The 14,717-nt window shown below is 41.7% G+C and carries 13 protein-coding genes; 4 read left to right on the plus strand and 9 right to left on the minus strand.

What is annotated here, in order from left to right; all coding sequences use genetic code 11:
- Positions 1-5 precede the first annotated feature (5 nt).
- The gene (locus tag MHI25_RS17115; protein WP_076306022.1) at positions 6-929 is read right to left on the minus strand and encodes a ketopantoate reductase family protein; all 924 of its coding nucleotides are present in this window, start codon (positions 927-929) and stop codon (positions 6-8) included.
- A 254-nt stretch (positions 930-1,183) separates the two neighbouring features.
- Positions 1,184-2,956 (minus strand): ABC transporter substrate-binding protein, encoded by a 1,773-nt coding sequence (locus tag MHI25_RS17120; protein WP_340393745.1) that lies wholly within the window; start codon positions 2,954-2,956, stop codon positions 1,184-1,186.
- A gap of 143 nt (positions 2,957-3,099) precedes the next feature.
- Between MHI25_RS17120 and MHI25_RS17125 the strand changes: the two genes are divergently transcribed.
- On the plus strand, positions 3,100-4,344 hold the full coding sequence (locus tag MHI25_RS17125) for an MFS transporter (RefSeq protein ID WP_076126732.1): 1,245 nt from the start codon (positions 3,100-3,102) through the stop codon (positions 4,342-4,344).
- 163 nt (positions 4,345-4,507) lie between these two features.
- Here MHI25_RS17125 and MHI25_RS17130 read toward each other — a convergent pair whose 3' ends face one another.
- A complete protein-coding gene (locus MHI25_RS17130; protein ID WP_339168069.1) occupies positions 4,508-5,464 on the minus strand; it encodes a WYL domain-containing protein in 957 nt (318 codons plus the stop codon).
- A gap of 111 nt (positions 5,465-5,575) precedes the next feature.
- Here MHI25_RS17130 and MHI25_RS17135 point away from each other — a divergent pair, with 111 nt between their 5' ends.
- Positions 5,576-6,511 carry a Gfo/Idh/MocA family oxidoreductase gene (locus tag MHI25_RS17135; protein ID WP_339168071.1) on the plus strand — a complete coding sequence of 312 codons (936 nt, stop codon included), beginning with the start codon at positions 5,576-5,578 and terminating at the stop codon, positions 6,509-6,511.
- Positions 6,512-7,015: 504 nt separating this feature from the next.
- Here the strand turns inward: MHI25_RS17135 and MHI25_RS17140 are convergent.
- The 4 genes from MHI25_RS17140 to MHI25_RS17155 all read right to left on the minus strand — a co-directional run bounded on the left by MHI25_RS17140 (position 7,016) and on the right by MHI25_RS17155 (position 10,752).
- Positions 7,016-7,486 carry a DUF3889 domain-containing protein gene (locus MHI25_RS17140; protein ID WP_254848769.1) on the minus strand — a complete coding sequence of 157 codons (471 nt, stop codon included), beginning with the start codon at positions 7,484-7,486 and terminating at the stop codon, positions 7,016-7,018.
- A gap of 197 nt (positions 7,487-7,683) precedes the next feature.
- Positions 7,684-8,310, minus strand: a complete 627-nt coding sequence (locus MHI25_RS17145) for a type 1 glutamine amidotransferase family protein (RefSeq protein WP_340393751.1) — start codon at positions 8,308-8,310, stop codon at positions 7,684-7,686.
- 109 nt (positions 8,311-8,419) lie between these two features.
- Positions 8,420-9,382 carry a YafY family protein gene (locus MHI25_RS17150; protein ID WP_076126739.1) on the minus strand — a complete coding sequence of 321 codons (963 nt, stop codon included), beginning with the start codon at positions 9,380-9,382 and terminating at the stop codon, positions 8,420-8,422.
- A gap of 557 nt (positions 9,383-9,939) precedes the next feature.
- Positions 9,940-10,752: a hypothetical protein gene (locus tag MHI25_RS17155; protein ID WP_076302586.1), complete on the minus strand. Its 813-nt coding sequence runs from the start codon at positions 10,750-10,752 to the stop codon at positions 9,940-9,942.
- A gap of 419 nt (positions 10,753-11,171) precedes the next feature.
- Between MHI25_RS17155 and MHI25_RS17160 the strand changes: the two genes are divergently transcribed.
- Together MHI25_RS17160 and map are read left to right on the plus strand one after the other, a co-directional pair.
- Complete coding sequence (locus tag MHI25_RS17160) at positions 11,172-11,876, plus strand: TetR/AcrR family transcriptional regulator (protein WP_248548709.1); 705 nt, start codon at positions 11,172-11,174, stop codon at positions 11,874-11,876.
- A gap of 7 nt (positions 11,877-11,883) precedes the next feature.
- Positions 11,884-12,630 carry a type I methionyl aminopeptidase gene (gene map, locus MHI25_RS17165; protein ID WP_076302587.1) on the plus strand — a complete coding sequence of 249 codons (747 nt, stop codon included), beginning with the start codon at positions 11,884-11,886 and terminating at the stop codon, positions 12,628-12,630.
- A gap of 172 nt (positions 12,631-12,802) precedes the next feature.
- Here map and MHI25_RS17170 read toward each other — a convergent pair whose 3' ends face one another.
- Together MHI25_RS17170 and MHI25_RS17175 are read right to left on the minus strand one after the other, a co-directional pair.
- On the minus strand, positions 12,803-13,543 hold the full coding sequence (locus MHI25_RS17170) for a class I SAM-dependent methyltransferase (RefSeq protein ID WP_081383371.1): 741 nt from the start codon (positions 13,541-13,543) through the stop codon (positions 12,803-12,805).
- Between the two features lie 177 nt (positions 13,544-13,720).
- Positions 13,721-14,704 carry a phosphotransferase gene (locus MHI25_RS17175; RefSeq protein WP_340395690.1) on the minus strand — a complete coding sequence of 328 codons (984 nt, stop codon included), beginning with the start codon at positions 14,702-14,704 and terminating at the stop codon, positions 13,721-13,723.
- Positions 14,705-14,717: the final 13 nt, after the last annotated feature.

Raw genomic sequence — 14,717 nt, forward strand, 5'->3', positions numbered from 1 at the left:
ACAGATCATCTCATATCATTAACGCTTTCATATATTTTCAAACGGGCATATACGGTTTCGAGAATGGGATACATAACTTGACCAGGTACAGCCATCGCCAAAAGTGCACCATGCAGATGTTCAGCTTCCACTGGCAGATGTTTTAGCATATCCCTATGCATAGAGGAAGTAAATTCGGGTAGCACCGAATCCATCTTTTGCATCGTGACCGATACCATATCTGCTCCAACAGGCATACCTGCACTTTGCGCTATACTCACGATCTCATTCAGAAGCTGCTCATAAATAGTACGCGCTGTAGATGAGGCTAAAATGGGTCCAACCGAGCTATCCATTAAAGTTGTAATCCCGCTTAAACTAGCTACGAATATATATTTCTGCCACACTTCGCGCTGAATATCAGAACTTAGTATCACAGTGAATCCTGCTTTATCCAAATGACTGAGAAGTTTCTGCGTTCGTTCTGACTCCCCACCCGCCCATTCACCAAACACAATACTATGAAAAGAACTACTTTGTATGATAGCTCCATTAGAACCTAACGTTGTTTCGATATAACAAAGACCACCCAGTACCTTTTCTGCTCCAAAATGCTGCTGCAAAATACCAAAATGCTTATACCCATTAAGGAGCGGGAGAATCATAGTATGTTCACCGACGAAAGGGGTAAGATCCATCATCACCTGAGGCAAATGATAGGCCTTCACTGCAATAATAATACAGTCAAAAGGCGCTGCCTTCTCCCCATATGTAATCGTCCGAACGGGAGTCTGAAAGTCACCATGCACACTTTTTATTGCCAGACCTTCATCTTCTAACTGCTTTTGTTTAGTAGAACGGACTAGAAAAGTTACATCTTCCCCTTTTTGAACCAGACGCCCTCCAAAATAACCACCAATAGCTCCTGCACCCACGAATAGAAAACGCATGTAAGTCTCCCCTTTTTCCACCTTTTTTTAACAAATAAAAAGACCGCTTAGCTTATCCGCTAAACAGGTCCGAATGGCAAAAAAAGAGTCAAGTATCGACCGTTCTTTTGTCTCGGTCCATACGGATCTGAGCAAAATCCAACGAGTTCACCTCCATGGCTACAAATAAATTACTATTCATAAATCTGATCCATCTAGAGCGCCATTCGATTCTATCGATACAGCCTCCTTGGAAAGTATAACAAAAGAAAACCTTAAAGCCTAGTTTTAATCCATAACTTAGAGATGTCCAGAAACCCGAAGGAACCGGTGTGCAGACCAAACAGGCTTTGATTTAGCTGAGCTTTTTTATTCATATGACAGCCATGTAGCACCCAGTAATTGTCTCGAAGAATCCCCTCTGCTTGATTCAGCAGTTTCACCCGTTCATCCTTTGGAGATTCTGTGAAAGGACCTAATACCTTCGAAAACAATGAAATCTGGTCCTCTCTAAGCAAAGAAAATAAATAATTAGATTTATTATTAAAGTAGTTAATCATTCCCCATTGCCAATCATCTTCTAAAACCTCTTCAGCAAGCTGGATCTCGGCTGTTGTCTGTATATGATCTGCCTTAAATTCATTGAAAAAATATAACTCAATTTGCAAACCTACGGAGGCAGCGCGTGTTTGGAGCCATAACGCTTCTTCTCGTTCTTCTTTTTTATCCTTAGTTGCTAAAGTAATGACTTCTCCCTGATACCCATTTTCCGCTAAAAGCGCTCGGGCATGTTCCAAAGTTGGATCTAGAAGCTCTCTCTTACTGCTCTCCCATGGCAAAAAGCTATCTGCTGGAGTGATACGATTGCCACCCAATTCTTTTATTAAAGCCGTTCGACTGTAAAGGATACGGATCACTTGGCGAAACCACAGCTGCTGATGAATTCCCTCTCTATGAAAATTAAACAGAATATATCTGCAGCCTAAGGCTGGGTAATCTATACTGTGATTGCTGATGATATCAGGTAAAAGTTCCCCATGTTCAGGATCTGGCAGCTGGTATTGGCGTTCATTAGAAGCCTCTTTTGGCAAATACCAAATCTCAACACGATCCAGAAGCGGCCGAATTCCGAAATAAAAATCAAAAGCTGCGAGCACCAAAACATCCTCATTCAGATCCAATAAACGGTAGGGACCTGTACCGCTTACTTCACTAGTGATGTCTATATCGTAAGGAAGAATGGACATGTGAATACAACTGAACAGATGCAGAAAAAAGAGATTTGGACGTGACAACACAAACCGGATTCGATGATCTCCTTCAACCTCTACTCGTTCGATATCCTTATAAAGGCTAACCGCAGGGCTGTTCAAGTCGATAAGCCGTTGTAGCGTCTCTTTTACATCTCTCGAGGTCATGATTCTTCCGTGATGAAAGCGCACCCCCTTACGGAGGTAAAAAATGTAACTTGTATGGCCCTCATTAGCTTCCCACATATGGGCCAAACCAGGAAGAAAGGTATCGGTCGTTGCATCATAAGTAACTAGTGTGCTATAGATCTGACCCAGCAAATAGGATTCAAAAGCGGTGTATACATAAGCAGGGTCCAGTACTTCCATATGCCGGTTACGGGTAATCCGCAGGACGTCCAGCCCTGAGGTTGACTCTGCTTCACTACGGAAACCCATCTGTTTATTTAACATCGTTAACAATCGTTCCTTTAAGGGTCCGGTCACCTGATCGCTGCTCATCAATTCGATAGCTTCTTTTATCTTTCCTTTACTGACTAACTCCTGAAAGCTATCCTCGAATACCTCATCAATACTTTTTAAAAAAGTAAGTTGAGAGATATGCCCCCTGCCTCTCCCCGGCTGCCATTGAATATATTCCTGCTCTTCCAGTTTCCGCAGCACGAATTTAACATTACGTGGAGTGCAAATCAGGATCGAAGCCAATAAATCTATCGTCACAGGAACAGGTTCATTCAGTTTGAACGAACTAGTAACGCCTGCTGCTAAACATAAAAAATGATTACTTATCTGGTCCAAATGGTTCACTCCTTTAAAGGTGAAATGGTCAATGTAATCCTTACACTTTTCCTTCCCCCTTTTATCATTATAATTATACATAAATCAACAAGGAATATGCAGCAACAATATTAGAGCAATAAGACTAGGAGATCGTAATCATTATGAATCAGCATCTAAGGCACATTCACCCACTAGCCTGGACAATTATCATCGGCACCATGTTCGGACGTCTGGTAACCTCGATGAGCATCCCGTTCTTATCCATCTATCTAACCCAAGTTCTCGGAGCTTCCCCGACACAAACAGGGATTACGGTCGCGGTTAGCTCGCTGGCAGGCGTATTGGCCAGTTTTTATGGCGGTTATATTTCTGATATTGTTGGCCGCAAAATCGTCATGTTAATCTCGGTATTTGGCTGGGCAGCCGTCTTCTTCGGATTCTCAGTGGCTCAACATCTATGGGTATTTTTCCTGGTGAACACCTTGAACGGCTTATGTCGATCTGTATTCGAGCCTACTTCACGGGCACTTTTATCTGATATTACACCTCCCGAGAGCAAACTGCTTGTCTTTAATCTTAGATATGCAGCAATTAATCTTGGTGTAGTATTTGGTCCGATCATTGGGCTACAGCTCGGCTCTGCGGAATCAACTTTTCCTTTTCTAATCGCAGGAATCGTTTATGTTGCATATGGAATTGTATTATTCATGCAATTTAAGGCACATCGTTCAAGCATGCCCGCCCGTACACAAGCTCAAGCACCACGTTTACTCGAAGCTTTGACAATCACCGGTAAAGACCGTGTGTTCCTACCTGTACTTCTGGGTACCATCTTTTGTGTGTTAGGATACGGTCACTTCGGCTCAACAATGGCTCAATATTTAGCGATGAATACGCATTTCACCAATGGTGGGCAATTGTTCTCCTATATGTTGTCACTGAATGCTATAACCGTGTTAGTAGTGCAGTATCCCATTGTACGAACGGCAAGTAAATTCCCGCCGATTGTCCCTTTAATCCTTGGGAATATCTGCGTTGCACTTAGTCTTCTCTTAGTGGGGCTTGCAGGTGGTGTGGCTCTATTAATGATCAGTGTAGTTCTGTTCACTATAGGGGAAGTCTTACTCTTTACGATGATGGATATGTTGATCGATCGGATTGCCAAACCTGAAATGAAAGGGACGTACTTTGGTACGATTGGCTTTAATAATTTAGGGAGTGTTATGGCACCTATCTTCGGGGGTGTGTTGTTAGACCATTATGGCGCTCAGAATGGCCTTGCGATCTTCGTACCATTGGCTTTAACAACAGCTTTTGGTCTTCCTTTTCTTCTCGTAGCGCACAAAAGACTTGTTGCCAGAGAGAAATTAACACTTGGTGTTGAAACTAGAGCAATAAAAGGATAACTTATCCAATCCAATATTATGTTTATTGGATCATTCTCATCATGGTTAACATAATAATCATTATGTTAACCGAATATATGAATTAATTCATTTATCAAAAAACCGGGACCGTATCTTTGCAGAATATGCAATAGCTACGGTCTCTTTTACATAGAAAAAACGGTTAATCATATATTCCCTGCAGAAAACTCAACTGGCCTTTCACATATTGCCTTAGCTCTAATGGCTCCATGATTTCGGAATGTCCTATTATGCTCCAGATATTAGCACATGCACTTTCATAACCAAACATATTCACCTTTAAAATGAATGCATCCCCTTCTTCTCTCATTTCCATGACCTCTAGCTGAGATAAAGAAGACATTGTTCTCTTATCGGCTCTAATCACAACAGGATAGACCTCTTCCTCTTTACAAGCTTGCTTAAAAACCTGTCCCTGCTGCTTCCAGTGCTCTTCTAATGAAAAATCCATAGGTATAGAGTACTCTTCTTCCACAAGCTGCGTAGAGGCAATTCGCTCACATTTAAATGTGCGGATGTGCTTAGCTTCTTCACAGTAGGCTATAAGATACCATTCCTCTTTTTTCACCACAAGACCATAGGGCTGTAATTTCCTGCATGATATTTCTCCGCTAACCTTTTGGTACGCAATCTGTAGTTTCTGAGATCGCCAAACGGCTGTCCGAATAGATTCAAGACAGGGAATTTCTATTCGTTCTGTCCACCAAGGTGTGTCATCGAAATAAAAGCGTTTTTGCGCTTTCTGAATGTCAGGTTGGTAGGATGCGGGCAATGTTTTTTGTAATTTCAACAGCGTCGTTTTCAGCTTAAGACCCGATTCAGAATGTCCCCCAGAATAGATGCCCATACCTGTTAAATATAGATTGATTACATCTTCACCATGTAACTGCTTCAGGTTAACTGTGTATCCCTCCATTAAAGAGATACCACCATTGGGCCCCGACATAGACAACAAAGGAATACCAGCTTCAGCTAGTACATCTACATCTCTATAGATAGAACGTACAGAAGTTTCCAAGGCTTGAGCTAGTTCATTGGCCTTCATTTTCCCTCTCGACTCCACTAATAATAAAATAGCGATCAAACGATGTAAGCGCATGAGAACCTCCGAGCTTTTCTTTTTTATCTAGTATACTTCAAAATTCTTGCCATGATGTTGTCAACAATAACAGGTTATGATTAGTTCATTACATAAAGGGAGCTGAAACATATGAAAATTGCCGTATTAGGAACAGGGTTCGGAGCTTATCATGCAGAATTATTGACGAAAAATAAGCATGTAGACAAAGTTATTGTTTATGGTAGAAATGAAGCTAAGCTGCAAAATTTAAAACAAGCGTTAGGCGTTGAGATTACCACAATTATAGAGGATATCATGCTTGATACCACGATTGATGTGATCGATATCTGTCTGCCCGTGACTTTACATAGACAGTATGCCGTTGAGGCGCTTAAGCATGGAAAACATGTATTCTGTGAGACCCCCGTATGCTTTACCATTGAAGATGCCCTTGCGATGAAGGAAGCAGAAAAATTGTATGGCAGACGAATTCTCGTGAACCAATTTATTAAATTTGATCCTGCGTACAAATATTTATACGAAACCACTTCTAATGAGAAATATGGAAAGCTTTTAGCCTTCACCTTAAAAAGAGAAACGTCTCCTCTCTGGGGGGATCTCGGACTTCATTCTATCTCCACAAATCTGATGATTCACGAACTTGATTTTGTAACGTGGCTGCTTGGATCGTTAGAAGAATACTCTGTGTGGGGAACCGATGGTGGACGAAGTGAACAAGCTTTAGTGCGTACCCATTTTCAGAAAACGAATGTCTCCGCAGAGATCGTTGTATCCTCACAAATGCCAACTGGTTATCCTTTTTCCGTAGGGTATGAGGCTTATTTTGAACAAGGAAAGCTAGTCTATCAAGAAAGTGACGACATGAATGGCATGGTTGAAGGATCATTAATTGAATATACCTCTGTAGGTAAACAGCAACTTTTGTTAGAACAAGCTAATCCTTTTGAAAAGAGTATTACGCATGCTCTCCAGTGCTTAGAGGAGGGTTCTACATCAATAATCGAGTTAGACTATGCCTTACAAGCTATGGAATTAGCAATAAAAATAGAAAAAAAGCTTGTTTAAACATAAGGGTTGGTGATAGGTATCCTTTTTCATGGTTTTTGTTTGTATGGGCGTAGAATTTGTAGAATTAGTGGATAGTAGCTAGGGAGAGGAATAGGTTTTGAGTTTTCTATTGTGAATTTTTCATATGTTGAAATTGTAGAATAAATTAGTAAATTTAGTCCTTTTTGGAACGCTATGGTTAGTTCTTGTTCATAAAAAGCTGTTATTTCACAGCATTTTGGAGGGATTTCATCCTTGGGATTAAGGGCGTTCAATTAGAGGATAAACTAGTCATACGATGGAAATTCTCAAAATTAGAATGGCTCCTTATAAAACCAGCGGCAGTCTTGGACTGGGAAATAAAGTCCTATCTTTAATCCACCTCTATTACTCTTCTCATTTAAAGTACAAACCTACATCACGGTATTCTGCCCGTTAGCTGAACAGGCTGCCTATGATCTCGGCAGTCTGTTGTCATTGTGCTATCGTGCCCCATTAGCGTAATCGCGAGATTTATTAAATCTAACGATTAGTTTCAGAAAACTGAATCGATTGGATTGTATCAGTTAGCGGGTCAAATTGGATCGATACAAAAACTCCAAACTCGTTACCTGCTTTGCTTCTAATCCATAGTTTGAATTTCTCTTCAGACTTTTTAGGTGTTAGTTCAGTACGACCAATGTGCTTATAATCAATTATGACTGCATTGTATCGTTTTTGTGTTTCCTCTACTGCAATTTTGCCCCATTTTGCGTATTCAGGCGCAGCCTCTACTGTAACAGTGGAAAAAATAAGTATCGCCAAAAATGATATCAGTATTTTTTTCATAATAACCGCCCATCTGGAGAAGTTTTCAGTAATATCTCCCACTTTATCCAAATGTATTCTTAGACAACTTAACGCCAGCGTGCAGTCTACAACTTTATTTTTAAATTTATCAAGATCTAGATTTAGGAAAGTCAGATATAATAAAGGGTTCCACATATTAGTCATGACTAATATGTGGAACCCTTTATGCTTAACTATCGTACTCCGTTAGGATTTCTGTGGAACGAATATTTTAAATCGCATTGTTACTCATACGGCATCTTGTCCTTACCCATATATAACACACTGTTATATATGGGGTAATAGATGTAAAGTCGTTGGGTGTTCCATTCTTGTATATTTACCTGACACTCCCATATCTTTTATTGTATTGAATTCATCAACTCATAGTAATATTTAGAATCACTAGTCTTATAAAGGCTATACCAGGCGTCTAATGTTTTTGGAGAAAACACATCCAAAGCTTTCAAGATGTGTGCAGAAAATTCCAACGGAGCTATTCCAGATGCGGTGATCAGTTTTCCATCAGTTACAGCAGACTCCATTTTGTAATACTTTTCTCCTGTATAAGTGGGACAGATCATTTTAAGGTATTCCAGATCATTGCTTGTATGCCCACGTGAATTCAGCAATCCTGTCTGGGCAAGTCCCATTGTAGCGCCACAAATCGCTGCAACCCATATACCTTCCCTTAAACACCTTTCAGCGATTTTTAAGAGGGGGTGGTGAATGGTTTCTGTCCATGTATCTCCACCGGGTAAAATCAATAGATCGGATCTTTCAATACTGCAATCATCCAATTTGATGTCAGGCAATATTTTTAATCCGCCCATTGTAGTTACTGAAGTCTTATCAATTCCCACGGTAACTATTTTTGATGGGGCCAGCCCCTTTTTATAATATCTTCCCGAGTTCAGTTCGGCAGTTAAGTAACCTATTTCCCAGTCTGCCATTGTGTCAAACACATAAAGATATACCGTATTATTCATTTGCAAGTTCTCCCTATTTTACAATTCATCAAGTGATACCAACCATCGGTAATCAATGATTATCATCATTATAAAATGACTTCACTGACATCCGCTGTCAGTGAAGTTTTTAAAGTTGATAATATTCCATTAACTCCGACACAACACCAACAAGTTTTTCCTTCAAACTCTGTGGTTCGATTACTTGAATGGATTTCCCGTAGGATAAGAGAAAATTAGGAACATAGGTATGAATTGATTTTTCCTCAAGTAAAAAGATTGCTTGATTTGATGTACGCTCTTTCAGATGATGCCCCAAAAACCAATGCAGGCATAAGTCATCCAACGCCTCTGACCTACCTTCGATAATTAAAGCAATTAACCCGTCCTTGCCGACTAAATCAGGTAATAGATTTCGCAAAAAAAATTCCCGAGCCAAAAAAGCTTCGGAACGTTTAAATATGTTTTGAGTCCGCTTGATTTGTAAAATCCGTTCTACCCGAAAGCTGCGGATCTCATTTCTCAGGTGGCAAAATGCAACAATATACCATTTATTGTTCCAGTACACCATTCCATAGGGATCTATCACCCTAGTCTTGGGTTGATCATCACGGCGTGTGTGATAATCAATTTCTACAGAGAATTCGTTTGCTACAGCTTGCTCCAATTCCGCCAATACTGGCTGAATAGAAGGGTCTCCCCTACGGTTTATAACTTCAAATCCGGCTAAATGACGGCTGAGAACACTTTCCTGTTCCTGATTCGAATACATTTTCAATTTGGATGTCGCATTACCTAAAGCCTCACTCAAAGGGTATCCGGCTTCTTCTGCAAAAACAGCAGCATGAAGAAGTGCTTTTTTTTCTTCAATATCAAATAGCAGAGGTGCTCTGATAAAATTATTCAGTAAGCTATACCCGCCATTATGACCAGTGTCGGATATTATAGGCACTCCACTGGCACTTAGCGCATCAATATACCGATAGACTGTCCTTATATTTATTTCTAACTTTTCGGATATTTGTTTTGCGGTCATTTTAACACCCGAATTCAGCATCCATAGGATTGCCAGCATATTATCGTTTTTTGGCATCACATATACCTCATCTTTTATTAGGATCGCACTAAATTATTTGCTTTGCGAATCGCTGCATCCCTTTATTCATCAATCTTTCAGCCTTTCAATCCAAACGTAGCATTCAATGTGTGTCGACTCCCGTAACTTAACAACAATCTGCAATTTTTAACATTGCTGCTCTTAGCTCAACCCAACAATCTACTTTACCACAACTTGTGATACAGTTCACCGCGCTGTTTGTAACGGTAAGTTTTTGGACCATCCTTTGCAGAATGCTCTTTCTTTGATCCGCTAGGTTCCAATTACCCTAACCGCCGTTCAGGGGACTAAAGAATATACACAGCATATACATCACCTGGAAGAATGGATATTTCCAGTTTCAATAAACTTGAGTGATGCGTATAGCCTTTACCAAGTAGACAGTTAATAACGCCTTTACACAAAAACAAACTTACCATGCGTCTGCTCATGAGCAGTAACGCACGGTAAGTTCCATCAATAATAACTCTTTATTTGGTAATATGTTGTATTTTTATGAAAATATCTTCCTTCTTCATTTATTTATGCCGTCATCAGTATTTAAGCTCAATATCCTTCCACATGGTATTCCCATCCTTGTCGAAGCCTGTCATCTCGGTAGCGCTCATCAATTCGCCTGTTTTGACATCAAAGAAAGCGCTCATTCTCAAACTGTCATTCTCACGATTAGGAGAATTCGGCGAGATGCCCATAACTCTTAGCAGCAGACGTGTTTTGGAGGAGTTAGGATCAGTATTATACCCGCTGATAGTAAAATGATACCCCTTGATCCAGTCATCAGCTATAGCAGGATTTCCTGGTTTCATCCCCAGTCTCTCAACAGCTTGTTTAACTGCATCGGAAGAATCGATTTGAATATCAGATATCGCATACTGTCCTTTTACAAGTAAATTCTTATCGTGCCTTTTCACATCAGTCTTAATGGCCATTCCATTATCGATCTTGATATAAATAAAAACATTCCCTTTCTTGCTGCCAAATTCGAGATTCCAAGCATCTCTTGTTCCATCCGAACCATCGGTTCGTTCCTGGGAAACAGAAGTGTCATCCGTGCTTGTTATGTTAATAAGTAATGGCTCTTCTTCCGTCAGCTTCTTCGCCTCTGAGTACCCAAGGCGCAGTGCCTCCATCGCGGTTACGCTCTTCTTTTCATTGGTTACCTTATTCGTTATTGTAGCGGCTGGTTTCTCTGTCTCGTTAATCATCTCACTGGTTGTTGTGGCGGCCTGTTCCTCTGATTTGTTAGAAGAGCCGTCGAAAAGAACATTTTTCATACTGAAGAATAGAACGACCATAATCACAACCAATGTAATTGAGGCAATGCTAACATATTTCTTCTTACGCAAGGCTGCTTCTCCTTAGTTAATGAGTATAAGAAACTTTGGTTACGCCATAATTAACTGCTGAAGTAGTTTACGTACTGTCCACACAATGACGATTAAATTTTCCAATTTTTAACACACCAAAATCATACAATATTGTTTCCTTAAATGCAATTCTTGTCGCATATTTTAAAATAACGGCTACTATTTACATTAGCTCGAAACGAAATTGATCCTAGCTCACTGGTTTCAAGGGTTAAACTTGCCCCTATTTATGATACGATTCACCGAGTCTGATCTTAAACTAAGCTGCCCGTAAGTGAATAAGTTAACAGTCATTCCCTCGAATCCTTTGATAGACATCCGCATAGGAAAACTTAAGTTGTTCTCGCAACTTTTTATTTTCTTCTTCGAGCTTCTTCATCTTTCGTTTTAACGACGCAATGATGGTGTCCTTGTTGTTTTCATCGAACGCCAACAAACAATTGCATTTCTCCGCCTCATGCGTTACACTCTTTACATTGACAAATTTGCAGGTCTATAAAAAGGAGGTTAACGCGCCCATGTGCCCCCGTACCAAAGAACAAAATGAGCTCATACGCATGCAGCGCAGGGAACAAATCCTGGACTTCGCCGCGCGCACCTACTTCCGTACGGGCGGAAGCTTTGATATTCGCGACGTCGCCCGCGAGGCTGGTCTCGGTTATGGCACGGTATACCATTATTACCCCAACCGGCATTTACTAATAGAAGATGTGCTGAGCAGCGGCTTCGAGCGATGTGAGCAAACCCTGACTCAATGGGCGAACATCAGCCGGGACACCCCTGACGACAGGCAGTTGTTAACGTATTGCAAGACGTTACTCCGGTTGTGGCAGTCAGATGCCCGCGCATATCTCGTCTACAAAATGGCAGCGGAACATTTTACAGGCTTGCCAGAGAAAGATCGGCATCCTGCCAAAAGACGATTCACGGAAAGACTGTATGTTCCACTCCAATCGATCATCCAGCGCGAAGACGACAGCGTCGACCTTATGCTTGCCGTGTTGGTCAGCTGCTGCGGTCTGCACTACTATGCGAACACTTCCGAGTTGGACATCGATCGAATTGCCCAGCTCGCGATGCAAGCTATTACAAAGGAGTCCTAATACAAACATGGTTATCTTAAAAAGCAAGTATGAAATCGAAGCCATACGCAAGGCATGCCAGGTTGTGGCCGAATGCCATCGCACAATTGCCCCGCTCATCAAACCGGGCATCACAACGAACGAGATTGAGCGCATATTCGAGGATATTATTTTGAAGCACGGCGCCAAACCATACACGAAGGGTTACAATGGCTATCAATATGCGACCTGTGCCTCCGTCAACGACGTAATTGCACATGGCTTCCCTACAAATAAGCCACTTGAGGAAGGCGATATTGTGACGATCGACACGGTAGCGGAGCTCGACGGCTGGCTCGGCGATTCAGCCTGGAGCTATGCGGTCGGGAAGATCTCACCGACGGCTGAGAAGCTGATGCGCGTCACGAAGGAGTGCCTTGACCTCGGCATCGCGCAGGCACAGCCCGGCAATCGGCTCGGAGACGTGACGAGCGCAATCCAGCGGCATGCCGAATCGAACAACTTCGGTGTCGTGCGCGACCTTCTCGCTCATGGCATCGGTCGTGACCTTCACGAGGAGCCGACCTATATGCATGTCGGCAAGCCCGGCAAAGGCCCCCGCATCAAGGAAGGCATGGTATTCACGATCGAGCCCATGATCACTGAAGGCACCTACAACATGACAATTGATCAGGACGGCTGGACCGCCCGGACGCTGGACCGCAAGCTCGCCGCCCAATACGAGCATACGATCGCCATCACCTCTGAAGGACCACAAATCCTGACCGCGCAATAGAACAATTAGAAGCCGACCAACGAGAGGGTCGACTTCTTTTTTATTTATTGAGCAGAAAACGAATGGCCCGCGGACCGATTAAATTCTTAATGCGAAAAGGATGCTAAACTTAGAAACAACAAAATCCCCCTCAATCTGAGGGGGGGGTCTATCGCAATGCATTACGTTTCTCCTAACATTTCCTACAAACACTAATGATAGATGAAGATGACAGAGAAAACGGCATTTTATCCCAGTCAGCATATTGATGTTCGACGCAAAAGCCGTGACGAGTTAATAAAGAATGTAGCGTATTCGGATCCGTGAACCGACAAGCAATTCGGGAGGTCGTTCGCTTATACCCCCAATCACGCATCGTGACCCAATGCATGATATGCTGGCCAGCATCGTAACATTGGGTGCCTGATACCTTGACGTTATTTCCATCCTTATCAATAAATGATCCCCATTCTGTCTCCTCTTGATCGGATAAATCCGTTCCCTCCGGATTTCGGGTCTCAAATGCAAAGATTCCATGAGGTTGTAAATGTTTGTGAACGGTCGTGAGCAAATCGCTTTGATCTTGATCACTTAAAAATGCCTGAAAAGCATTACCAGTCAAATAAATCATCGAAAATCGCTTGTCCGATTCGAAGGTACGGGCATCACCTTCCATAAAAGTAACAGTCAGCCCTTTCGCCTTCAACCGCGCATACGCAATCATCGCTGAAGAGATATCTACACCGGTCATTGTTATACCGGCTTTCGAGAGGGGGATCGTTGTTAAGCCTGTACCACAAGCAAGTTCTAACACTTCCCCAGGACTCGATCTGGCAAGCTCAAGATAGAACTGATATTTGTCCATTTCACCGTCAAATTCAAGATCGTAATTTACCGGATCTTGAAATTCTTCAAGATTGCTATGTTCAATCAACACCATTCCCCCTTTCATTCCTTGTTAGAATATAATCGAAATAAATGCTAATCGACAGCCATCGCGCTTAACAGTATTATTTTACTATTTTTTTGATAACACGTTTGGTGATAAACGGTTATAATCAATTTTTATCAAACATACCAGTCCTCGTTAGTTCAACCTGAACGTTCCATTTCATATTTTATAAAATATACTTTCACCATTGAGGAAGGGGCGACAATACTCAGCGCATAATTTGGGCATTCTTTCACGCATCCAATCATGAACATGTACATTCTCTATCTGGAAGACGTAATACCCAATAATAGCGACCAACATTAAACCTTCTAACTGTAGTAGATCACTCGCTGTATTTTCACACTCTCTGTAATAACCCTTTAGGAAAGTATCTCTTCGATCGGAAGGCAGCATCATAGCTCCCATGGCTACATCAAGTAAAGCATAACCTTTTCCGAAAAAGCCAAAATCGATAAAACGCACCTTTCCTTCGGTTGTGATGATGATATTACCCATACACAAATCCCCATGAATAAGGTCCGGGCCAGCCTCCCCGCCATGGTCATCTAACCGGGAGTTGATCAATTGCAGCGTTTGTTCAATGACATTAGCATCAGGAGGCGTAAATAAATTCTTTTTCACACCCGAATGAATCACACGGATCATCCGTTCATTATAAGCTTTGCCTTGACTCGGGCGAATCTCCATACCTGAATGTTCGTACTGCCGAAAAAAAGTATGCAGTTCTGCTATTTGAGATCCCAGTTCTTTTACCAGTTCAAGATTGTTAACATCATTCATATTCATGTCTCTTCCATCCAACCAGGTGAGGACGGAGCAGTTTAGCAGTTCACCTTCGTATTCAATGATCGTAATAAGTTCACCCTCATTGTTTCTTACGGGAGCCTGTATTTCGTTGGTGCTCCAGCTTCCCAGCTTCTCAAGCATTTGCAATTCTCCAAGAATGCCGCTGTATGTATGTTGCAGACCTTTCATGTCCTCTATAAAAGGGTCATGAATGCGGAGTAAATATGATTTTCCCGTTCTGTCATTAACACGATAGGTTGTACTTCTACAACATTTTCGAAATATCCTGCCTATAGCTTGACGAAGCTGCCGGAATGATTTTTCGCGGCAGCTTCGTTGTGAAAGGATATTCAGCGCTCAGTTTCAA

It is taken from the genome of Paenibacillus sp. FSL E2-0177 (assembly GCF_037992975.1).
Lineage (GTDB): Bacteria > Bacillota > Bacilli > Paenibacillales > Paenibacillaceae > Paenibacillus_AQ > Paenibacillus_AQ odorifer.

Excerpts from the sequence above, each read along its gene's own strand:
- map (WP_076302587.1), top strand. The coding sequence starts at position 11,884 with ATGGTTATCTTAAAAAGCAAGTATGAAATCGAAGCCATACGCAAGGCA.
- MHI25_RS17145 (WP_340393751.1), bottom strand. The coding sequence starts at position 8,310 with ATGAATAATACGGTATATCTTTATGTGTTTGACACAATGGCAGACTGG.
- MHI25_RS17150 (WP_076126739.1), bottom strand. The coding sequence starts at position 9,382 with ATGCCAAAAAACGATAATATGCTGGCAATCCTATGGATGCTGAATTCG.
- MHI25_RS17160 (WP_248548709.1), top strand. The coding sequence starts at position 11,172 with ATGATGGTGTCCTTGTTGTTTTCATCGAACGCCAACAAACAATTGCAT.
- MHI25_RS17130 (WP_339168069.1), bottom strand. The coding sequence starts at position 5,464 with ATGCGCTTACATCGTTTGATCGCTATTTTATTATTAGTGGAGTCGAGA.
- MHI25_RS17125 (WP_076126732.1), top strand. The coding sequence starts at position 3,100 with ATGAATCAGCATCTAAGGCACATTCACCCACTAGCCTGGACAATTATC.
- MHI25_RS17115 (WP_076306022.1), bottom strand. The coding sequence starts at position 929 with ATGCGTTTTCTATTCGTGGGTGCAGGAGCTATTGGTGGTTATTTTGGA.
- MHI25_RS17135 (WP_339168071.1), top strand. The coding sequence starts at position 5,576 with ATGAAAATTGCCGTATTAGGAACAGGGTTCGGAGCTTATCATGCAGAA.
- MHI25_RS17140 (WP_254848769.1), bottom strand. The coding sequence starts at position 7,486 with ATGACTAATATGTGGAACCCTTTATTATATCTGACTTTCCTAAATCTA.